Origin of the sequence: Rufibacter roseolus (assembly GCF_017916365.1) — a bacterium.
GTDB classification, from domain to species: domain Bacteria; phylum Bacteroidota; class Bacteroidia; order Cytophagales; family Hymenobacteraceae; genus Nibribacter; species Nibribacter roseolus.
The window spans coordinates 71,334-92,748 of sequence record NZ_JAFMSU010000002.1; the positions used below are offsets into that span (position 1 = coordinate 71,334).

A 21,415-nucleotide genomic window follows, 5' to 3' on the forward strand; every position below is an offset into this window, starting at 1 on the left:
TACACTCCCTCTAATTACAGTATGCTTTATAAAACTCCCTCCGCATTTCAACCAGTGTTTGGTTGATCCTATCTATATCGGGCTCCTCTGGTAGATTTGAGGCGGCATATAAGTCATCCATTTTGGAAATACGCTCCTCGGCCATGTTAACTAGCTGGGCATATTCAAATTCACCCGCCCTTATTTTCAACAGGAAATCACGGTTAGAGCGCCGCACCACTATCTGGCCCGCGCGGGCTATCTCTTCGGCCATGTCCAGGAGCCGGAATGTGTGCATGAGGTTCTTGGCGTCATAGTTCTTGCCGTGGCTCAGGGTGTTTTGGTAGCGGGCGTCGTTTCGTTTCTCCACCCATTCCCAGTACTCTTTGTATTCCCTGCAATAGGTGGAGTAGCCCTTTTTGTTGAAAGACATGGTGGCGATTGGGGCCAGTCCTTTAGGGATAGAGCTGAGGGAGACATCATTGGCCTGATCGCTCTGCACAACTCCTTTGAACCTGCTACCTTCTTGAAAGTAAAGGCCGTACAGCTCCGGCATGTGGGGGATTTTGGCAAGGCCGCACGCTTCTAGCTCTATGCCCTGTTGCGCCAGGAACTCCTGCAACGGCACGGCTCCCTGTCCCTGCGTTACATAGCAGAAGTCCAGCACAGATTTGCGCTGCGGTTCTACCGGATTCACGATCTTCTTATTTAGACCCTTTGCTTTTTTCACCTGCGTGAGCGCATACCCTGCAAAAGTGCTCTGGCAAAGTCTGGAGAGGAATAGCTCTGGGGTGAGGCGCTTAAACAAGGGGTGAAGGTGCAGAAGACAATCCTCAGGCACGGCCAGTAGCTCCAGCATGTTGGGGTTGTTCTTGGCCAGCAGCTCCACAAAACGTTTCAACTCATAATACACAATGTCATTGCTGGAGTTGCTCACTTGGTCTGTTTGCTCCATCCCGTAGAGTTCGTCCTGCGGTAGCACGAACACGCCCCGGATGTCGGTATCAGAAGAGTGAGTGGCCAGGCCATAGGCTTTGCTGCCGCTAATGCTTTCCAACAGAAGCAGCTTTCTTTGGTGTAGATCAGGAATTGTGAGTGACTTCATTCAGGATAGTAGTTCTAAACAGTTGATCTAGGGCTTGGGTGGTACCCACGCTTTTGGGTAAAGTGTCTGCCTTACTTTCACAGTAGCGCAGACTCTGAAGCAGATATCTTTCCAGTTCTTCTTCTTCTTTAGGGTGAAGGTATTGCTCTCCCACCAAGGCCTTAATTTCTAGAAGTTGTTCTATCTTTTTAAGCTGCTCCCTGTCCTGCACCAACGGAAGCAAATCCTTGAACTCCATAGGAGGGATAGTGCCGTTCTCCACTATCCATAGACTTGCCAAGGTGGTGCGGAGCAGGTAAAAGTAACTCTTCAGTTTTACGTCTTGCTCTGGTGCACAGGCCTTGTAGTAATTAAAAGCCATGCTAAGGTAGTGGTGCAGTCCTGCCATAGGTGAGAAATAGGCCGGAGCCAAGCGCTGGATTTCTTCTAAAAAGCATCCTTGCTGGCCGTACCGAATGGGTGATTGTAGTTTCTCAAACAGGGCGGCGTTGGATTTCCTGAGTAGACGCAGGGCTTTGCGTACATCCCAACCTACCAGATCCAGTTCCCCTTCCAGGCTGTTGATGGTATCTTTCTGTTCGTCCAGTGACAGATACCACTCAGGCATATGCTTGTAAATAAACCGCACGTCATAATCGCTGTCGGGCGAAGGGAATCCCCAGGCGCGGCTCCCGCTCTCTACCGCAAAAAGAATGGTGATGTTATAATCGCTTTCCAGTCCTTTCAGTTTCTGTTGTATTAGTTCTTTCATAGTGTCATTCTTTTGATACCTCAAAAGAATGACACTACTACGCAGTGTTTTTGCGCAGCAGAAAGTTTTTTCTAACTTTCTTTCAAATACCAGCTCATGCCCGTTAACCGCAACGCCCTTATCCGGTTCAGAACTATTGATAACTGCCTTAGAAACCGCTACCGTACCTGGACCCTTGAAGACCTGATTGAAGCTTGTTCTGAGGCTTTGTATGAGTACGAGGGAATAGACAAAGGTGTGAGTCGGCGCTCGGTACAGATGGATTTGCAGCTCATGCGCAGTGACAAGCTGGGATATAACGCACCCATTGTGGTGGTGGACAAGAAGTACTACACTTATGAAGACCCCGAGTACTCCATCACCAACATCCCGCTCACAGATCAGGATCTAGGCAAATTGACCGAGGTGGTGGAGATCCTGCGGCAATTCAAGGGCTTTACGCACTTCAATGAGTTGAACGGGATGGTGCAGAAACTGGAGGACCGCATCCATACCGCCAAAACAAAGCAGGCCCCCATCATTGACCTGGAGAAAAATGAACACCTGAAAGGCCTGGAGCACATAGACGTGCTTTATCAGGCCATTCTGAGGAAAAAGGCCATTACGCTCTCTTACCAATCTTTCAGGGCGCGGGAGGCGAGCTCGTTTAATTTCCATCCTTATTTCCTGAAGGAGTTCAGAAACCGGTGGTTCCTGATCGGTATCAAGAAGGCTAGCCAACCTGTGCTCACGTTGGCCTTGGACAGAATTATCACTGTGGAAGAGGCTATGGTGCCTTATCTGGATAATTCGTCAATTAATGTAGAGTCGTTCTTTAAGGATGTAATTGGCGTGACGGTGAATGTAAATGAACCTCCCCAGACGGTGGAGCTTTATGTGAATGCAGACAATGCTCCTTATGTGCTCACCAAGCCCCTGCACCATTCACAGAAAATGCTGGAGCGCACCGGCAACGGTGTCATCATTCAGCTGGAGGTGCAGTTGAACTTTGAACTGGAACGCGAGATACTTGGCTTCGGGGACTGCATCAAGGTGCTGAAACCTGAGCGTTTGAAGCGCAGGATTCAGGAAAAGATGAAAAACGCGGCGGAGCTTTATGAAAAAGAGTTGCGCTTGATTGAGCTAGAGTCAAGCAAGAAAAAACTACTTCGCACGGGTACTGCCATCTTGGATGGCATGTACACCCAGAAGGAGGTAGGTAAGATGCTGTCTATCATAAACCGAGCTACAGACGACTCTAATCGTTTTCAAGGAACAGAAGACCTTTTCTCAATCCGAAACCTGTTGCAGGAAATCCCCAACCTGAAGTCTGTGCTCTTTAATCAAAACCTAAGATCCTTGGTGAATGAGGGGTTTGGAGAGGATTACTTTTTGACAAAAGCCATCTACTTTGACAAACCCCCTAAATCAAACTGGTATGTGACCTGGCACCAGGACGTGCCCATCAATGTGAAAAAAAAAGTGGATACAGATGGTTTCCGGGGCTGGACCAACAAGGCCGGATTGATCAGTGTAATCCCGCCTTTGGATTATTTGCATAAAGCTATTACCGTACGTGTGCACCTGGATGACACCGACGAGAAGAATGGAGCTTTGCGCGTGATACCCAAAACCCATTTCACTGCCCTGTCTCATGAAGAAATCAGCAATTTGCGTGAGACTACAGAAAGTAAGTGCTGCAAAGTTCTGAAGGGAGGCGTGCACCTGATGAAACCACTCACCTTGCATTCCTCCTCCAAAACAGTGAATGAAAAGCACCGCCGGGTCATCCACCTGGAGTTCAACTGCCTTGACTTGCCGGAAGGATTAGAGTGGTTGGAGCGGGAGGATATCTAAATGAAAAGTTGCTTCATTAGAAAATTAACATGGCATAAATTCTATGCTATGTGACGAACATCATTTTGTTATTTCTTTTTTACCTCTCTGCTGCGCTATCTGCGAGTTGATAAGCGGGGCGGAGAAGCTTGCTAAGACGCATGGCTGAAGTACTGACGGTTGGCAGAGGAGGGGGCCTACGTCCTTGAACAGAAGGATGTAAATGCCACTATTTTGGCATCAGGTTCCCTGTCCATTTTCACATCCTGATGCTCAAAATACAATTGTAGTACCCATATAAGCCCCAATGACATCAGCACTGCAACAACTGCAAGGATCACCGTCACCTTCAACCTGACCGGCGTGGGAAATCCTTGACGAATCATCCAGCAGTACATGAAGAAAAGGAACGCAACAGAGGTAATGGTAAGAAAGGAAAGAAGGAAAGTATCTGAGACCATAACATCAATTAAGCATCTGGTATAATCAGATTTCTCAACATAGGAATCCCATACTGGAAAGGACTATTACCAACAAAAGAAGATTTCTGTCACCAGTCGCATTCCTCCCACTTATTTTCAGCTTACGATAAGGGAAGAACAAGATAATAGGGGAGATGAACAAGGCGATGAATACTAGCATGGGAAAAAATTGAGGCTTAAGTGCCCACCAGAGATTATATAAAGCCACCAGGCGGCCAGGGATTCGATTACCACTAATATCAGGTATACACCAACATCGGCAGAAAACCACTCGGATTATGCAAGCTGAAGGCAATAATAACCCAGTGTCTATGAAATCTTATCTGCCAGTTTCCTGGTCTTTGACAACCTGGTACCTGATCCACAGGAAATCATCATAGATGCGGTCCACGGACTTGATCTTGAACTGCGTGGCTTTACGGTTTTCATAGCCTTCGGCTGCCTCAAACACCGTGGGAGAGCCAATGGTACCGTCGGCGACGGGGGCCAGCACCAGACTGAACTCGTCTATCAGGCCGGCTTTCAAAAAAGAACCGTTCACGTGACCACCTCCGTCAATGCGCACTGTCTTCATGCCAAACAGGCTGGCGAGTTTTCTGAGCACTAGGTCAAGGTCCAACTCCTCTTTCCCGCCGAAGATGTACGACACATTCTTGCTTCTGAGGTGCGCCAGGTAACCAGAAGGTACTCGTTCAGTCAGGACCTCAATCACGTGCTCGGTAGAGACCATGTTGGTGTCCCAAAAACATTTTCCGGATGGATCAATGACTACTGCATAGGTTTTGGATTCCTGCTCTGGTACAAAGTCTTCTTTCGGGATGAAATCATGATCCCCCTCTAAGGAATAGGTTTTCTTGCTCGAAAATTCCTGCATAGTTACCCGGCCCACTAACCAAGCATCTGCCTCAATTTTCTCGGCGGTTTCTTCAAAGTACTTATGGTGGTCTTTAAATCCCCAGATATTTTGTTTGATCCGGCCATCCACAGAACCAAGCATGTGGCAAATGACATAGGGCTTCTTGGTATCTAACATTTACGTTTTTGCTTTAAAATTTTAAAACTAAGCTATAAATCCATTTAAAGTGATTTAATGCTTTATGGAAGTAAGGACATAATTCACCTTTCTTTCTGCCAAGCAAAGTTAGCGGTGAAGGAGTTGTAGTGTTTTCTCGTCTTGTTTGCCGTGGAAGAATTTCTGCAAAACTTCTCTGAACACAGGGTTTGTATCTGGTAATGCGGCGAACAAGGTCATGGAAGATTTGAGTTTCAGGTCATCGGGGCTTCCGAAAATGCGGTGGGCATTGTTCTCTTCCAGTTTCAGAAGTGCCTCACAAATCTGCACGAGCCGGCTGCCTAAAACAGGGTGCTTTAGATATGCCTCGGCTTCCTTCAGGTCTTTGATGCCGTAAAAGTTAGATGTCTCGCTAAAACCCAGCCCCCGGATCTGCGGAAAGATATACCACATCCAGTGGCTTTGTTTTCTTCCTTTTCTTATTTCAGAAAGTGCCACTTCATAGTCTTCTTCCTGAGCGCTCAGGAATCTTTGTAAGCCGTTCTCTTTCATGGAGTGGTATAAAAAATATTTATCCAGATGTATACGGCAGATTCTCCTCAGAATGATGAATCTATTTTAAATGGGTCAGTTGATATTGGCTTTAAACATTGTCCCTTGAAGTACCCTTGAAAACAAGAAAGCATTGGACAACTATTCACTTAAAAGCAAAAGGTCGGGGCCAGTAATTACCGGCCCCGACCTTTTAAAATATTTCTCTATTTATCAATTACAAGCTGCCGGTATGATTTAGGCTTGTTGGAAAGCAATCTAAAAATGCTTTCAAGAATTTACCTAATTACTATGCAGCGGTGATAAAGGAGATCAGGTCTTGGTTCAGCTTCTCTTTGTGGGTGTAGAACAGCCCATGGGGTGCGTCCTCATACACCAGGTACCGGCTGCCGGAAATCATGGCAGCGGTGCGGTCGCTGCTGGCTTTGATAGGAACGGTCTGGTCAGCGTCGCCGTGGATGATCAGGGTCGGCACCCGGATGGCCTGCACGTCAGCCCGGAAGTCCGTCTGGGCGAAGGCGATGGCGCACTGCTGCGTGGCCCGGGGAGAGGCAACGGAGGCCAGCATGCGGTAGTAATCCAACAGGGGGGCGCTTACCGGGTGGTTCATCAGGCTCACTCCGAAGAACTTCTTGCCGAAATCATCCAGGAACCCGATCCGGTCCTCCTTGAGGTTGGCCATGATCTCCTCAAACACGCTCTGGTCTACCCCCTCGGGGTTGTTGGATGTCTTGGCCAGGAAAGGAGGGACAGCGCTGACCAGCACTAGTTTGGAGACCCGCTCGCTGCCATACCGACTCAGGTACCGCACGGCCTCTCCGCCGCCCATGGAAAAGCCCACCAAAACGGCGTCGCGCAAGTCCAGGTGATCCATGATGTCTCTCAGGTCCTCGGTGAGGGAGTCGTAGTCGTAGCCCTGCCACGGTTTGGCGGAATGTCCGAAGCCCCGCCGATCATAGGCGATGACCCGCAGCCCGGCACTGACGAGGTCATCCACCTGATACTCCCACATCTCCTTGCTGAGGGGCCAGCCGTGGATCAGCACCACGGGACGCCCCGCGCCGTAGTCGGTGTAGGAGAGTTGTAGCTCCTCTCCAGTGGTCGCATCCTGCTTAACAATGAATTTCATAGGTTTTATAAGGTTGGTGGTTGGGGATATAAGTAGGTACAGCAATCCCCCGGCTTTTGTTTGAAACGTACAGGCTTTTCACCCAGGAAAGGAGGTAGTCTGCCGCCTCAGTACCCACCTCCGGTTGGGTTAGAAACCAAGGCCCTGTCATTCTCTAATCCCCGAAGACATGGAGATACCTCAGGCAACAGTTTGGGTATATAAAAAGGGGCTGACAGAAAAAAGGATAGTTGCCTTGTCGGTAAAAAGCTTCCAACTATGTATAAGGTTAACGAGTAAAACTGCTCATTTTCAAGTCTGATCTCGTTTACTTCTCTTAAAAACAGGAACTTGGGTTCAATTCATCAGGTACAGAATTACTGTAAAAAGCCCCTGAAATTGATTTCGCCTAATCAACGGTTTTTCGCTCAAAACGAAATGAATTTCGTTTTCTACCCCAAAAAACAGCCTGTTAAGCCGCTTTTTTGTCCTGGCATAGTACTTGGCAACTGTATAGCAACAGTATTCAGCTATTCAGTTAAACCTAACATTATGCATGACATCGATCGCACTTTAAGAGAACAAGAGTTTGGAAATGAACTTGAGTTCGGCCAGGAGTTCGGAAACGAGTTTGGGCAAGAAGCTGGCTATGAATTTGGACAGGAAACAGGCTATGAATTTGGGAATGAATTCATACAAGAGCTAAGCCCAGAGTTTAGCCCTGAAATGGAATATGAATACCAGGGAGAAATACAGGGAAACCTGGAAATGGAACTGACCAATGAACTGCTGGCGGTAACGAACGAGCAGGAGTTAAATCAGTTTGTAGGGAAACTGATGGGCAAAGTAGCGAAAGCGGCTTCGGGCTTTGTTCAGTCCCCTACCGGACAAAGTGTAGGCCGTTTCCTGGTTAATTTTGGAAAAAGCACGCTTCCACAGTTGGCATCTAACCTGGGTGGTCAGGCCGGGAGTGCTTTAGGGGCAAGGGCCGGCCAAGCAATTACCAACCGTTTAGGGAATGGGGCTATTGGCCAGGCGGTAAGCGGCGGTTTGAGACAAGGAGGCGCTTACCTGGGAAAACAAGGTGGTGCCTGGCTGGGAAGTAAAGCCGGTACTTTGCTAGCGTCTACAGCCCAACGGGTCTTTAACCTTGAACTGGAAAGCCTAAGCCCTGAAGAGGGTGAATACGAAATTGCGCGTTCGTTTGTACAGTTTGCCTCAGAGGTAGCCAAAAGAGCCAATGCTGCCATCAAAAACAACCCCTCTATTGATTTACCTACCCTCTCCCAAAATATCATTCCGCAGGTAGCGCAGCAATATGCGCCGGGTCTTCTCCGCATCAAATACAAGGGAGTGAATGGAATGAACACCTTGATTGGCCAACGCCGCAAAGGCACCTGGGTAAGAAGAGGCCGGTCCATTATTCTTTATGAATTCCAGTAAACCAAGCCGTTGGATTGGGGCAAACCTGCTGAAAAATAAATCCCTAAATACTAAAACTCAATTATCATGTACGACAACAGAGAATTTGAATTCGGTAACGAGCTGGAGTTCGGCAACGAGTTTGGGCAGGAATTCGGCCAGGAATATGGTCAGGAGCTTGGCGGTGTCCTAGGGCAGGAGTTTAATCAGGAATTTCTCACCGAGTACCAGGGAGAGAATGAATACCAAGGTGAAAATGAATACCAGGGCGAGTTAAATGAAAGCCAGGAATTAGAACTAGCCAACGAATTGCTGAGTGTGAGCAATGAGCAGGAATTAAACTACTTTCTGGGCAAATTGGTAAAAAGCGCCGGGAAATTCATTAAATCACCTGTAGGTAAAGCCTTGGGTGGTGTTCTTAAAAGCGTGGCCAAAAAAGCCTTGCCTTGGGCTGCGGGGGCTTTGGGAGGTGCTATTGGTGGGCCGTTGGGTGCCATGGCTGGCCGGCAATTAGGCTCCATGGCTACCAAGCTTTTTGAATTGGAACTGGAAGGACTTAGCCCTGAAGACAGAGAATTTGAAGTAGCCCGCGCTTACGTCCGGTTTGCCAATGATGCCCTGCGCAGAGGATCTGCCATGTACAGAAGCAATCCGGGTGCCCAACCCAATCAGATTATAAGAGCCGCCCTGAAGCAATCTGCCAGTAAGTATGCCCCAGGCCTTCTGGCTAAAAACGCGGGTATAGGGAGAGGTCAGAACGGCTATGGCATGATGGGAGGTGGTAGCCGGCTAAACGGCAATGGTTCAACCGGAGCCAGCCGGGGAAGTTGGGTCAGAAGAGGTAGGACCTTGGTTATATATGATGCATAATGGCCCGGTCTGTTGCTGATAACCAATTCCTGGAGAATGAGGCCACTGCGTTGTTAACCCGGCTGGATATGGTGAAACCTTTTGCCTTGAATACGCCCATGGTAAGGGCCGCAGCTATTTCAGCAGAAGCCCAGAACGCCATCAGCGAATTAATAAACAAGGTAAGTCTAGAGGTAAAGCAAAAGGTTAACGCATTCATATCGTGGTTGAACAGCCCCGCCAGCCAGGAGGTTACAGCGGCAGAAGCCCAGACCCGTTTCGCTCTGTTGAAGCTGCGCTTCAATAACCTGCTGGACCAGCTGGATATTTTTGCCGATGTATTATCCCAAAGGGGGGAGCACAGCACCGGCGTCTGGCTCGCGGGTCTTGATGTAATGGCGATGGATGCCCTGGCTTTACCCGTGAGCTATTATCATCCGCCACCATTGGTGTGTTTCCTTGACCGGGGCCACGGTGCTGCCATCAGGCGGGCCCGCACCAGGTTACCAGGCGGCGATACTAACCCGGTAGGTGTGATTCAGGTACCCCGTGAAAGACTAGTGGGCAGCGGCATTGCCTCCTCGCTCATCCATGAAGTTGGGCACCAGGGTTCAGATTTACTTAACCTGATAGAATCTGTAAAAGAAGCCATAAACCTGAAAGTAAAGCAGGCGCAGAACGTACTGGCCTGGCAGTTGCTAAGCCGGTGGATATCAGAGATTATATCCGACTTCTGGGCCATGGCCCATCTTGGTATAGGTGCCACCACCGGGTTAATAGGCGTAGTAGGCTTACCCAGTTACTTTGTTTTCAGAATAGGTACCGATGGTCCCCACCCGTTTCCCTGGATTAGAGTTAAAATCAGCCTCGCTTTAGGAAGAGCCCTGTATCCGCACCCGCAATGGAACTTCATGGAAAAACAATGGGAATCCTTTTATCCCACAAAGGGATTAGAACCCGGTAAACGGCAGATTATTGATTCACTTGAAAAAATACTGCCCCAATTCGCCAACCTGCTCATCAATCATAAACCAGAGTCTTTGAAAGGAAAACTGCTGAAGGAAATTTTCCCTTTCAAAGAGCGGCAACCAGGCAGGCTACAAGAACTTTACCAACGCTGGCGGCATTCGCCCACCTTAATGGAGTCAGCGGCTCCTACCCTGGTTTTTGCGGTACTGGGTCAAGCCAAATACAACAGAAGTATTACCTCGGCAGAAGAAAGCCGGATTTTACAACACATGCTCACCCGCTGGGCATTACTGCGTTCGCAGCATTATTGTGTGGCCGGTAAACGGCACATGTTAGAAGCCGTGCAGCAGGGAGAACTCCACTATTCACCAAAACAACTTCAACTGATTTAAAACAGGAGGTTACCATGCAAAAAGACTTAAATGTCATCTTTCCGGAGGAGATAGTTGCCGGGGATGATGTATACATTTCACTTGTTCTGGAGAAAGGAAACAGTGCAAAAGATAAAGGATATAATTTTAGGGACTTTATTGAAGCAAAATCTAATTTCCCCGAATTAGTAATCATAGATTTTCTAACCAAACAGTCTGTTGCACTTAGTAACGCAGCTTATGAAAACAAGACTGTTTATTTGGATCCATCAAGAGATGAAGCAAGCCGGGTAGAGTTTATCTGGCACATCAAAGGTGGTAGTTCCATCAGGGAGAATGGCTCCAGACCAGGATTATACGAGGTGACAGCCGCTTTTAATAATTCAGAAGGATTTGAAGATATTGATCCAGCTGGCCCCATTAGAGTTAAAATCCTGCCAAAATCAGCGCCTTCCATAAATACAGTCCCTATCAAGGTCACGCTGAATGAAACCAGGCGTATTGAAACGTCTGATCAACTTCTGTGGGTATTAATCCGGAATCGGACCATAGATTTCAACCGGTACAAAAGGTATATGGATAGTGTGATGTGTGACGATGGCGTTTATAGCGCGAACAAACCTAGTGCCCTGCAAAAAACAGTATTTTCCTATCGGTTACCTTTCCACAATTCTTCCTCCTACAGTTTACTTAAGTATGCAACAGAGTATTACATGATGCAGGAGTGCGGCTTAGTGCCTAACAATTTATATGAAGCCGATGGGGATATTAACTGGGACAGACTGAATGACATTCTGGCGAACGGGAGAAACCTGCAGGATGAATTTAACCGCACTGCTCGGTCAGATATTGATTTGTCTTCTATCAGAAATGAATACCTGGAGCAACTTAACGGCGAAGGGGGGTATGCGCTGCCCTATTTTAGCCTCATTCAACAGAAACTAAGTGAAGTTCCCCTGAAAGAGCCGCATGAGTTGCCAGGAATATTGAGTTTTGTTAATGGTGATATCCAGATACCTTTAAATGGAGAGCTTAGTAAATTTCCTATACCGCAGGCCTGTTACGGAATTCTGAAATCTAAACTGATAGGCCCTTGTATGGTAGAATTGATATGGTCTTACTGGCACGAGGAGGGTGGATTAGTACAAACCATGAACGCCATAAGCCGGAGATTTCAGAACGTGCGGGGAGGTTCAGGCAAAGACCCATTAGCTAATTTGAATATTGATCCGCTAAGACCATTGAATAACCTTCTATGGACTTATATAGAGGATGAACGGAACCGTTTAAGTCTGAACCGTCGAAACCTGGAATATCAATATGAATATGGTCTTTCCTTGATTGGAAAAGCCGTGCCCCAATTAGGTGTGGCCGAACATCGCACTAATTTCATCCGGGCTTTCCATAACCTCCTGAAAGCTTGTGTGGATTTTTACAACCAGGCCAACTTTACTACGGTTATTCCGGATGCCTTCCCGTTATTAAACCACCTGAGGGAGGTCCACTTGATTTTAGCCGAAGGAGCCCACAATCAGTACGGTGACCTTCCCTGGACATCCAGGGTAGAGATGCTTATTCAGCAATGGCTGTTATCCAGAACTGAAATGAGGGAGTTTTTAGGGGGCAGAATTATGGTTCCCTATTCTGAAGCCTGGATGGATAAGGTGGACACTATGAAAACCCTGCAGGATTGGAATGTACCCAACATTACGCATTTCCATGATTTGGGCGTATTTGGAGAGCAGTTGTTACTATCTATACGGTTTGGCAGTTGGAATTCCACAACCAGCATTGGCGCTCAGAATGCCGCCAATTGGGCCCACTACTGGCGCAATGAAGTGCAGCGGTATATCCATGCCTATAATGCCGTAACGGGCATTGATTTGGGAGCAGATATAACAGATGCCAGGGTTCAGGTTGCAACGGGAGAAGACCGGTTTTTACCACCAGCCGTCATGATTCAGAAGCAGGCTGCTTTACAGAAAAGCCGGCAACAATATGCATTACAGGCAAATGTAGCCACTCCGGGTTTACTACTTAACAGACCCGCAACTGCAATGAGGTCACCATCTATACCGGTACTAGGTCAAAAAAAGTTGAATGGATGATTTCACATCAGCACTCTACCTGGGTTTCTGTAACCCATCAAGCCAGGTACCACCCTGGCAGAGGTTAACCACCGGGGTACCAGCAGCATTAAAAGAGCCTTTTTCTAATCAGTATGTGGCAGCCCAGGTAGCAAAAATGCAGGGACTGGAAAGAGGGGTCATTTCCCCTTCCTCCCTGCATCTGTTCTGGGATGTGTTTGGCCAGGTGAAGGAAAATACCATCATTCTGGCCGATGACAAATTATACGCGGTAGCCAGATGGGGATTGGAAAGGGCTGCTTCCCGCAGGGCCAAGGTAATTTATTTCAAACACCAGGATGCAAAAGATTTGGCTTTGAAATTGAGACACCATGTAGCCCAGAAAGCTTCCCTTTTGGTTGTTACCGAGGGCTGGTGCCCACATTGCGGTAAACCGGCACCTTTGCCAGAATATGTAAGCCTAACCAGGAAATATGACGGGTTGCTTTTAGTAGATGATTCGCAGGCATTTGGTGTTTTGGGCACCGGACGGACAAAAGATCAGCCCTACGGAAAAGGCGGTGGCGGATTGCTGCAATGGTATGATGTTCAAGGAGATGATATTCTTACCATTTGTTCTTTAGCCAAAGGGCTTGGGGTGCCTTTATCTGTTTTAAGTGGCAGCCAGCAGCAAATTGAGAAATTCAAAAGTCAAAGCGAAACAAGGGTGCACAGCAGCCCGGTGTCTGCGGCGCATGTGCAGGCTGCTTGCCTGGCTATTGCAGAAAATAGAAAGCGGGGCAATTTGCTCCGCCTGAAGTTATTTGAAAATGTAAAGTTGTTCCGGGAAAGTTTAGCAAGGATTGGTGTCATCACCCAGGGAGGCTTTTTCCCGGTGCAGGTATTAAAGCTGCCCAACCGAACAAACCCTTATGCCATGTACAAACTACTGCTGAGCCTGAATGTCAGGGCTTTACTGCTGGCTCCGCATCAGGGCCAGAAGCCTGAAATCAGTTTTTGCCTGACCGCATTGCATTCACCGGAGCAAATTAAAAGGGCCGCCACCTGCATAAATGAGGCTAACCGAATATGCCAAAGAAAGGCACAAGCATATGTACCACCAATCACACGTATGTCGTCCGGGCTGTTTATGTAGGCAACAGGCTGCAACTTCTCCTGATTCTGTTCACCAGGAAGTAAAGTTTCCGGGTAAAGCAGGGATAACGCCGTATGCTGCAACTAATAAAGCTGGTGCACCGGTTACGCAGGCCCGTATCGTAATCTTGCTCAATGACAGATTACCGGCTTTCGCTATACAAACCATCATCCTGGGCAAAACACCGCATATTACCAGCGGCATCGGTGGTTTGGGCGGTGCCCGCGTTCCTATCCAGACCAGGGGCAGACGCCAGTTTGTTTCTATACCCAGCAAGGGCGCAAGAGGGAACGGAGGGGTTTTATTTTTACCCGAATCAGGGAGAAATGTGATTCATTTGCTTACCTGGAATGTAGGCCGCCTGAGCTTAAGCCGCAATGTTGGCAATGAAACGCACGCGGAAACCCAGTTCTTAAACTGGATTAGGGCCCATTTGCAGCAATACCCTAAATTTTTAAAACGGATCAGGGCTATTCAGATATTAATCAATAATAGTCCTTGCGGTTACTGTACCGCAGATTTATGCGCTTTTGCCACAAAACATCATTTGGGTAGTAAGCTGAAGATCTCCTGGAAAAGAAACTACAACAAAGGAACTGATAGCACGGCTAATTTACAGAAGCTGAGACAATGCGGGATTGTGGCTATTTCCCCTGGTCAATCTGAGCTACTAGCCGAGATAAAGCCCCAACTGAAAAATTTGAAATTAGCCAAGCAACAGCAACATACTTACCTGCTGGATAAACGCGTGCATTCAAATAAGCCCCAAGCGGTTAACCGCAGAGCAGAGCGGCTAATGACCAACAGTTTAAAACCAACCAGTTTGCTGTCGCGGGTTTTTGCCAGTCCCCATAACTATGCGCGGGTAAAACAGCTTTTCCAGGGAACAATTAACCAGGGCAATTACCGCCAACGGCCCGATGGCAGCTACGAGGCTATCCGGTCTTTTAGGTTTCCTACCGGATGGTCCTATGGTAAGCCAGTTAACCGTTTAAAAGCCATTATTGACCAGAAAGGCAACTGGCATTACTACCCCGTCCCTTAGGCCATAGGAGAGAATAAAAAGGCTTTAAGGGCTTCTGTACAGCTGTTTGTGTATACCATATCTATCCTGATTCGCGACCAATATGATAATAGACAGCCATTGCCACGCCGGGAAAGGGGATGGCTTAACTGGCCCCTGGGATACTGATGCGCCCTTAACCGATTACCTCACTTGGGCAAAAGAGGCCGGAATTCAGAAAACAGTCCTTTTTGCCGCTTTTCATTCTGATTACACCATCGCCAACAAAGAAGTGGCGGGCATTGTTAACCGGCAACCTAACCGGTTTTACGGGTACGTTTTTATTCATCCTGAACGGGACCGAGGCCGCGTGTTGGCAATAGTAAAAACGGCAGTGCAACAGTATAGATTTTGTGGTATCAAAGTGCACCGCTACGACGCCCGCATTACCCGGGAGATTTGTGAGGCAGCCCGGAGTTTTCGCCTGCCGGTGTTGTACGATGTCATGGGAGAGGTCTCGGTGGTGGAGTTACTCGCTACCCAATACCCGGACGTGAATTTTATTATTCCACATTTAGGTAGTTTTGCCGATGACTGGAAAGCGCAAATTTCCTTGATTGACCATTTGGTGCGTCACCGCAATATTTTCACTGATACTTCCGGCATCCGCCGTTTTGATGTGTTGAAGACAGCGGTGAAAAGGGCCGGTGCCGGTAAGATTTTATTTGGTTCAGATGGCCCTTGGCTGCACCCGGGTGTTGAGCTCTCCAAAATATACGCCCTGCATTTGCCCGAAAGAGAGCAGCAGATGGTCCTATCGGGTAATTTCCTGCGCCTGATCTCCAATGTCCGTACCCAGCCGGACTTTACCAGGAAAACGGCTGTGAAACGCCCCGGTGCGCCACCCGCCGACTTTCGCGATCCGTGGTTAATAGGTCAGGATTTCCTTAATGTCCGGAAGTAAGGGGGCACTTTTGGCATCCTCTGGTTAAACCTGTGTTGTCAAGGCTGCTTTGGAGCGCTACGAAGCTCTTTCAGGAAAAATACTGCGGAAATAGCTAGCAGTCAGTAAAAACCGTGCTTATATTAGGATTAAAATCCAATCTATACCCCGCTCTTCATGTAATACAGCCCAACCCGCCATCAGGGGAATTGCTGTATTCTCACCAGAGGCTTCACTATGAACCAAGCCCTTCTGCTACCAAGTAGTAAAAGCATGGCATGGTATTTCAAATCATAGTTTCCTAGATCATGCTGAAGAACGTTTCCGAGAATGAACTCTGGGTTAAGAGCTATTGCCGGGCTTCATCCAGAGTCACAGACGTAATCTATGCATTAGGCCAATCCAATGTAAAAGTTCAGGCATTGTGTGACCAGGACGTTCCAGTGGGCCCGGGCGCTATCTTCTTTGATAGCCATGCTCCTATTCCGGCTATTATAGAGTGTATTGCGGAACACGCTAGCTTATGCGAGCATCAGGTAATCGCTATTGCCTTAGATGCCATGCCCCATGGATTATCCTGGAAACTATTGAACGCCGGTGCCTCAGATGTATTTGCCTGGGGCTCCGTTGCAAGACCAACCGAAATCATATCCGCAAGACTGCAGTACTGGGAGAGTACCAAACGACAATTACAATACCTTAACAGCAAGCTGATTGGCAAAAGCAATCTCTGGCAAGCAACCCTCCGGCAAATTGTTGAAATGGCATCAACGGATTGTCCCGTCCTCATTCTAGGAGAAAGCGGTACGGGCAAGGAACTGGTAACAAAAGAAATCCACCAACTGGATGCCCGGAAAGACAAACAGGATTTGGTTGTGGTGGATTGCACTACTATTGTGCCCAGCCTATCTGGTAGCGAACTGTTTGGCCATGAAAAAGGGGCTTTTACGAATGCCATAAGCACCAGGGATGGGGCAATCGCTTTGGCAAACAGCGGCACTTTGTTTCTGGATGAACTGGGCGAATTACCGCCTGCATTACAGCCGGAACTTTTAAGGGTGTTGCAGGAGGGAACCTACAAACGGGTAGGCAGTAATACCTGGCGCAAAGCCCATTTCCGGCTTATCAGTGCCACCAATCGTGATTTATCAGAAGAGGTGAAAAATGGGAACTTCCGCCAGGATTTATTTTACCGTATTTCAGGGTGGGTATGCCAACTTCCTTCCCTTGAGAAAAGGAGGGAAGATATCCCGCTGTTAGCAGATTACTTCCTGAGAAAAGTCCATAAGAAAAACCAACCTGTTGACCCGGAGGTTTACCAATATCTATCTACGCGCAATTACCCGGGCAACATCCGGGAACTACAGCAACTTGTAAGCCGGATCGCGAACAAACATATAGGGGAAGGGCCGTTTACGGTAGGGGATATTCCGGAGGCTGATCGGCCTAGTTTTCCGGAACAGGAATCTTGTTTCGGGACAAAAGAGCTAGAACAGGCAGTCAAAAAGATGATTTATGCCGGGCTAAGCTTGAAAGATGTAAAGGACATCGTTACCAATATTGCGAAGGAAGTAGTCATTGATGATGAACATGGTAACCTGAGGCAGGCTGCGCAAAAACTGGGTTGCAGTGAGCGGATTCTGCAAATGCACAAGAAAACAGATTACTATCACAATTCATATCTTAAAGTTTGCCACTGACTTTACAGCCAAAAATTACGCGTAACTGAAACTTTAGGTGACTCTGCCACATGTCTGTTCCGGCGCGTTTCCGTACCATGGATCTCCTTCAAAATGTTTGTTTATCTAGGCCCGATAGTCTGCGCTCTAGATTGGCAGGCCTTAAAGGACGGTCCTATCTCACCTGTACACCCAAACAAGTCCACAGTGGGATTTGTGTGCATCCAAGTGGAGGCGCCTACCGTTATACTGTTCGTGCAGAGGAGGAGCTTTCCGGTGGCCAATTGGGGAACAATCCAATGCGCTAACATTCACTTATTTCAAATCAGATAAACATGAAATGGCTAGGCAGAAGAAAAAGCAGCAATATAGAAGATCGTAGGGGACAAGCAGGAGGTGGGTTCGGAGGTGGCGGAGGAGGCATCAGCCCCATGCTGCTCTTACCCTTGTTCCGGCTCCTTTTCTCCAAAGCAGGGCTGGTTGTAGTCGCTATACTGGCCGTGGTGTTTTTTCTGACGGGAACCAACCCGGTAGCGCTCCTCCAGCAGTTCCTGGGTGGGGAACCACAGTATGCCCAGTCAAACACCACCCCGCGGAGCCCAGAGGAACAGCAACTGGCCGATCAGACAGCTACAGTGCTGGCGGACACAGAAGACGTCTGGAACAAGTTACTGCAAGGATACAGGGAACCTACCCTGGTTCTGTTTTCAGAGCAGGTAAACTCAGCCTGTGGGCTTACCTCATCCGCTTCGGGGCCCTTTTACTGTCCTGGAGATGAAAAGCTGTACATAGACCTGAGCTTTTTCGGGGAGATGGAAAACAGGCTGGGAGCAGAGGGAGACTTTGCACAGGCCTATGTGGTGGGGCATGAGGTAGGGCACCATGTGCAGAAGCTCCTGGGCACCATGGAGCAGGTAAATGCGATGCGCGGCCGGTTGTCAGAAACGGAATTCAACCGACTGATGGTAAGGGTAGAATTGCAGGCTGATTTCTACGCAGGTTTGTGGGCTCACCACACGCAAAGAGCAACCGGATTCCTGGAGCCGGGAGACCTGGAAGAGGCCCTGAATGCGGCAAGTGCCATTGGTGATGACCATCTTCAAAAACAATCTACCGGGAGGGTGGTGCCAGACTCCTTCACCCACGGCACCTCCGCCCAAAGAGTAAGATGGTTCAGAAAAGGCTTTGAAACAGGAGACATGGCACAGGGGGATACCTTCAACGCTACCGAGTTATAGGGCAACTGCAGTAATGAGAAAGAAGGTGTTGGCCCTTGGGAAGAGGATGGATTAGGCTTCCAGATTTGGGGTGCTTTGTGAAGTATGGCTAACAGTTTCCTGAAAAGCTATGTAGGAGAGCCCTGCGGGCAGTTTCTGGAATATTGCTTTATTTTTGAAAAATAGGCCAAAAGCGTAAGGAGTAGGAAATCCTATCAGACTTCTTGTATTTAGCTAAAGGTAGGATGCTGGACGTAAAAAAGCCTTGCAAACTTTACTTTGCAAGGCTTTTTGATTACCCATAAGCGGACCAATGTCGAACTACTTTGTTGAGGATTTGGAAGGCATCATCAAATTCTTTGATGATTATGAACATTTATTTGGCTATTTCATTTAAGAATATTCAAATATGCTTTAAGACTATGGAGATTCAGTCTGAGCAAAGGCTGCGGCTCACGCTGGGCGGAAAAGGTAGAAAGGAAAGAATCACACTGCTTCCAAATAACTGCTGAAAGCCTCTGGTCCTGCTTTAGTGAAAAGGATAAGCATTGTATATCCAATACCATGCGGCTTTCACCTGAGGACCTTTGAAGAGGGGCGAACCAGTTGAACAAAGTTTTCCTTCTTACTTGCTAAAAGGTGGGTATCTGCCTTCAAGTTTAGAAAAATCTCCGCAATTGACCATCAATCAAATTTTCAAAGCTTTAAAGTTAAATTTTTGTAAAATTTTCATATAATTACAAGAAAATGGTTCAATAAATGGGGAAAGCGCAATTATTGGAGGAAGAAGCTGAGCTTTGGGATAGGATGAGGGCAGGTGATGAGAACGCTTTTTCACTAATATTTGCTCGCTTTTCAGATACCCTTTATCACTATGGTTGTCGCCTGCACCCCGATGCGGAACTAGTGAAAGATTGTTTGCAGGATCTTTTTGTGACTATCTGGAACCGGCGTCATATGCTTGGGCCCACTACTTCCATCAAGTACTATCTTTTGCGCTCGGTAAGAAGGCAAATCGCCCTTAAGGTAAAAGAAGGAGGCGTGATGGTGGCTGAAGACATGCAGGCGTTTGCCAAAAACGAGAAGGAATATTCTTCAGAAGATAACCTGATACAGGTAGAGGATGAAAACCTCTTACGGCAGCATCTGGAAAAAGCCATGGCGAACCTCTCAGAGCGGCAGCGGGAAGCTATTTACCTCCGTTTTTATCAGAATATGGAATTTTCTGACATTGCCGCTCTACTGGACATCACCCCTAGGGCAGTGTACAAGTTAATATATAGGGCCATTGACGTTCTACAGCAGAGTTTTAACGCTTCCAATCCTTCTGGTTCTTCCGCTAACTTATTGCCGTTACCCAACACAAAGCTTCAATTTGATGTTCTCGTTAGTTTTGTGGCGCTAAGCGGGGCCAAATTCCTCCTGTAGGAGAGAGGCCTTGGAAAGTAACTTTCTCACTTCCCCGTATTTGTCTTAACCTTTCCTGATTCCTTGAGGCAGCCTTAATGTTGCCACTATGTTAATAAGTGCGCCTGTTTTGGAGGGATTCTCCAGGCGCAGGGAGGTGAATTCCAAAATATTTTGAGAAATCTGTAAAATTTTTCCATTCTGGTGGGGCACTTCAAAGAGGAATCTCCTTTAGCTATTTAGAACTATTCACCAGTCAAACTAGATGGAGGAGAATTACCAGACGCTGCACGATTTTGTATTAGACCCAAGCTTTTGCGACTGGGTTTTAGGGCGAGATGGAGACGCTGCAGCTTACTGGCAAACCTACCTCAAAGCTAATCCTGACAAGTCAAAACTCATAGAGCAAGCTAAGACGTTGGTCTTTGCCATGGGGCAAAATACAAGTTCTGATTGGGCTGCCTCAGAGAAAGCCGAGGTCTGGACTCAGATCCAGAGCCGGATCACTGGTCAACCAGAATCCAGCCATGACAACACAGAAGGGACAGTGCATTGCCTTCGTCCTGCGGCCTGGAGGGTTGCTTCCAGAGTAGCGGCAAGCCTTACGGCACTGGTTGTGCTCAGTATTGCCTTGTACTACCTGATGCAGCGGGGGCAAGGTGAGACCATCCGCTATGCCACCCAATACGGTGAGGTGAAAAGTGTTTTGCTGCCAGATGGTTCAGAGGTGACCTTGAATGCCAATTCATCTTTAAGTTTTAAGAAACCCTGGGATGCTGAATTTACGCGGGAAGTTACCCTCAAAGGTGAGGCTTTCTTTAAAGTCACCCACCAGCAAAACGACCAAAAATTCAAAGTAAAGCTAGCCGATACTGTATCCATTGAGGTGCTAGGTACCCAGTTCACCGCCACCAAACGCCCGCATGACACCAAAGTGGTTTTGAATGAGGGAAAGGTGAAATTCTCTGTGGCCAAGAAAGGCTTGCTGGGCTTTTTCCAGGAGACAGTAGCGCAAGAGACGCTTAGCCCGGGAGAAGCAGTGGCGCTTGCTGCCCACAAAACTGGAGAAGGGATGCTGGTGAAAAGTACCGTTCAGCACCCAGAGATCTACAATGCTTTCCAGTACAACAAACTCATGTTTGCAGATGCCCCGTTAACGGATGTAGCCCGTGTGTTAGAGGATGTATATGGATTAAAGGTAACCTTTTCCAATCGTGAACTTATGAGCAGACGTTATACAGGTTCCGTTCCCCTTGACAAAGTTGAGGTCCTCTTTGTGGCCCTTGAGAAATTATTCCACCTGAAGATATCCCAACAAGGCAATCAGCTGGATTTTAGTTGAAACCCTTCCGGTCTTAGGGCCAAATACCAATTGAATTGATTCTTCCCTAAAACTATACCTAAACTTTATGGCCATATGGTAAAACCTTTTAGCAAACAAAAACTGCTCACTCCCTTACTACTATGTGTAGCGATGCAGGTGTCTGCGCAAGCAATGACAACCGCATTACGGTCTACTCCCAGAAGCT

The 21,415-nt window shown here is 47.7% G+C and carries 17 protein-coding genes; 12 read left to right on the plus strand and 5 right to left on the minus strand.

From position 1 onward, the window contains the following. Positions 1 to 10 precede the first annotated feature (10 nt). Complete coding sequence (locus J3P35_RS09340; protein WP_210464257.1) at positions 11 to 1,084, minus strand: DNA polymerase beta superfamily protein; 1,074 nt, start codon at positions 1,082 to 1,084, stop codon at positions 11 to 13. Next, positions 1,062 to 1,835, minus strand: coding sequence for a nucleotidyltransferase domain-containing protein (locus J3P35_RS09345; protein WP_210464259.1), 774 nt, complete (start codon positions 1,833 to 1,835; stop codon positions 1,062 to 1,064). Before J3P35_RS09345 ends, J3P35_RS09340 begins: the two co-directional genes overlap by 23 nt. A gap of 96 nt (positions 1,836 to 1,931) precedes the next feature. On the opposite strand from J3P35_RS09345, the gene J3P35_RS09350 reads away from it, so the two are divergent. Further along, on the plus strand, positions 1,932 to 3,671 hold the full coding sequence (locus J3P35_RS09350) for a WYL domain-containing protein (protein WP_210464261.1): 1,740 nt from the start codon (positions 1,932 to 1,934) through the stop codon (positions 3,669 to 3,671). 780 nt (positions 3,672 to 4,451) lie between these two features. On the opposite strand, the gene J3P35_RS09355 is transcribed toward J3P35_RS09350, so the two are convergent. From J3P35_RS09355 to J3P35_RS09365, 3 genes are all read right to left on the minus strand, one after another. Beyond that, positions 4,452 to 5,165 (minus strand): RibD family protein, encoded by a 714-nt coding sequence (locus tag J3P35_RS09355; protein WP_210464263.1) that lies wholly within the window; start codon positions 5,163 to 5,165, stop codon positions 4,452 to 4,454. Between the two features lie 108 nt (positions 5,166 to 5,273). After that, a complete protein-coding gene (locus tag J3P35_RS09360) occupies positions 5,274 to 5,696 on the minus strand; it encodes a DUF1810 domain-containing protein (protein ID WP_210464265.1) in 423 nt (140 codons plus the stop codon). Between the two features lie 289 nt (positions 5,697 to 5,985). Continuing rightward, entirely contained in the window at positions 5,986 to 6,825 is an 840-nt protein-coding gene (locus tag J3P35_RS09365; protein WP_210464267.1) for an alpha/beta fold hydrolase, read from the minus strand. Between the two features lie 378 nt (positions 6,826 to 7,203). On the opposite strand from J3P35_RS09365, the gene J3P35_RS09370 reads away from it, so the two are divergent. The 11 genes from J3P35_RS09370 (at position 7,204) to J3P35_RS09420 (ending at position 21,228) form a co-directional block, all read left to right on the plus strand. Further along, positions 7,204 to 8,247: a hypothetical protein gene (locus J3P35_RS09370; RefSeq protein ID WP_210464269.1), complete on the plus strand. Its 1,044-nt coding sequence runs from the start codon at positions 7,204 to 7,206 to the stop codon at positions 8,245 to 8,247. 66 nt (positions 8,248 to 8,313) lie between these two features. After that, on the plus strand, positions 8,314 to 9,096 hold the full coding sequence (locus tag J3P35_RS09375) for a hypothetical protein (RefSeq protein ID WP_210464271.1): 783 nt from the start codon (positions 8,314 to 8,316) through the stop codon (positions 9,094 to 9,096). Beyond that, complete coding sequence (locus J3P35_RS09380; protein ID WP_210464273.1) at positions 9,096 to 10,436, plus strand: hypothetical protein; 1,341 nt, start codon at positions 9,096 to 9,098, stop codon at positions 10,434 to 10,436. Before J3P35_RS09375 ends, J3P35_RS09380 begins: the two co-directional genes overlap by 1 nt. A gap of 14 nt (positions 10,437 to 10,450) precedes the next feature. Further along, entirely contained in the window at positions 10,451 to 12,523 is a 2,073-nt protein-coding gene (locus J3P35_RS09385; protein ID WP_210464275.1) for a hypothetical protein, read from the plus strand. Next, positions 12,516 to 13,637: a pyridoxal phosphate-dependent aminotransferase family protein gene (locus J3P35_RS09390; RefSeq protein ID WP_210464277.1), complete on the plus strand. Its 1,122-nt coding sequence runs from the start codon at positions 12,516 to 12,518 to the stop codon at positions 13,635 to 13,637. Before J3P35_RS09385 ends, J3P35_RS09390 begins: the two co-directional genes overlap by 8 nt. Next, the gene (locus tag J3P35_RS09395; RefSeq protein WP_210464279.1) at positions 13,594 to 14,682 is read left to right on the plus strand and encodes a hypothetical protein; all 1,089 of its coding nucleotides are present in this window, start codon (positions 13,594 to 13,596) and stop codon (positions 14,680 to 14,682) included. The genes J3P35_RS09390 and J3P35_RS09395 overlap by 44 nt, the downstream gene beginning before the upstream one ends. A gap of 82 nt (positions 14,683 to 14,764) precedes the next feature. Then, entirely contained in the window at positions 14,765 to 15,604 is an 840-nt protein-coding gene (locus J3P35_RS09400) for an amidohydrolase family protein (protein WP_210464281.1), read from the plus strand. A gap of 287 nt (positions 15,605 to 15,891) precedes the next feature. Beyond that, the gene (locus tag J3P35_RS09405; protein ID WP_210464283.1) at positions 15,892 to 17,283 is read left to right on the plus strand and encodes a sigma 54-interacting transcriptional regulator; all 1,392 of its coding nucleotides are present in this window, start codon (positions 15,892 to 15,894) and stop codon (positions 17,281 to 17,283) included. 314 nt (positions 17,284 to 17,597) lie between these two features. Continuing rightward, the gene (ypfJ, locus tag J3P35_RS09410) at positions 17,598 to 18,500 is read left to right on the plus strand and encodes a KPN_02809 family neutral zinc metallopeptidase (RefSeq protein WP_210464285.1); all 903 of its coding nucleotides are present in this window, start codon (positions 17,598 to 17,600) and stop codon (positions 18,498 to 18,500) included. A 738-nt stretch (positions 18,501 to 19,238) separates the two neighbouring features. After that, entirely contained in the window at positions 19,239 to 19,907 is a 669-nt protein-coding gene (locus J3P35_RS09415) for an RNA polymerase sigma factor (RefSeq protein WP_210464287.1), read from the plus strand. 244 nt (positions 19,908 to 20,151) lie between these two features. After that, positions 20,152 to 21,228: a FecR family protein gene (locus J3P35_RS09420; RefSeq protein ID WP_210464289.1), complete on the plus strand. Its 1,077-nt coding sequence runs from the start codon at positions 20,152 to 20,154 to the stop codon at positions 21,226 to 21,228. The last annotated feature ends 187 nt before the right edge of the window (positions 21,229 to 21,415 follow it).

What these genes read in the sequence shown, in the direction of transcription:
- J3P35_RS09340 (WP_210464257.1), bottom strand. Translation starts at nt 1,084, where the DNA reads ATGAAGTCACTCACAATTCCTGATCTACACCAAAGAAAGCTGCTTCTG.
- J3P35_RS09345 (WP_210464259.1), bottom strand. Translation starts at nt 1,835, where the DNA reads ATGAAAGAACTAATACAACAGAAACTGAAAGGACTGGAAAGCGATTAT.
- J3P35_RS09350 (WP_210464261.1), top strand. Translation starts at nt 1,932, where the DNA reads ATGCCCGTTAACCGCAACGCCCTTATCCGGTTCAGAACTATTGATAAC.
- J3P35_RS09355 (WP_210464263.1), bottom strand. Translation starts at nt 5,165, where the DNA reads ATGTTAGATACCAAGAAGCCCTATGTCATTTGCCACATGCTTGGTTCT.
- J3P35_RS09360 (WP_210464265.1), bottom strand. Translation starts at nt 5,696, where the DNA reads ATGAAAGAGAACGGCTTACAAAGATTCCTGAGCGCTCAGGAAGAAGAC.
- J3P35_RS09365 (WP_210464267.1), bottom strand. Translation starts at nt 6,825, where the DNA reads ATGAAATTCATTGTTAAGCAGGATGCGACCACTGGAGAGGAGCTACAA.
- J3P35_RS09375 (WP_210464271.1), top strand. Translation starts at nt 8,314, where the DNA reads ATGTACGACAACAGAGAATTTGAATTCGGTAACGAGCTGGAGTTCGGC.
- J3P35_RS09380 (WP_210464273.1), top strand. Translation starts at nt 9,096, where the DNA reads ATGGCCCGGTCTGTTGCTGATAACCAATTCCTGGAGAATGAGGCCACT.
- J3P35_RS09385 (WP_210464275.1), top strand. Translation starts at nt 10,451, where the DNA reads ATGCAAAAAGACTTAAATGTCATCTTTCCGGAGGAGATAGTTGCCGGG.
- J3P35_RS09390 (WP_210464277.1), top strand. Translation starts at nt 12,516, where the DNA reads ATGGATGATTTCACATCAGCACTCTACCTGGGTTTCTGTAACCCATCA.
- J3P35_RS09395 (WP_210464279.1), top strand. Translation starts at nt 13,594, where the DNA reads ATGTACCACCAATCACACGTATGTCGTCCGGGCTGTTTATGTAGGCAA.
- J3P35_RS09400 (WP_210464281.1), top strand. Translation starts at nt 14,765, where the DNA reads ATGATAATAGACAGCCATTGCCACGCCGGGAAAGGGGATGGCTTAACT.
- J3P35_RS09405 (WP_210464283.1), top strand. Translation starts at nt 15,892, where the DNA reads ATGCTGAAGAACGTTTCCGAGAATGAACTCTGGGTTAAGAGCTATTGC.
- ypfJ (WP_210464285.1), top strand. Translation starts at nt 17,598, where the DNA reads ATGAAATGGCTAGGCAGAAGAAAAAGCAGCAATATAGAAGATCGTAGG.
- J3P35_RS09415 (WP_210464287.1), top strand. Translation starts at nt 19,239, where the DNA reads ATGGGGAAAGCGCAATTATTGGAGGAAGAAGCTGAGCTTTGGGATAGG.
- J3P35_RS09420 (WP_210464289.1), top strand. Translation starts at nt 20,152, where the DNA reads ATGGAGGAGAATTACCAGACGCTGCACGATTTTGTATTAGACCCAAGC.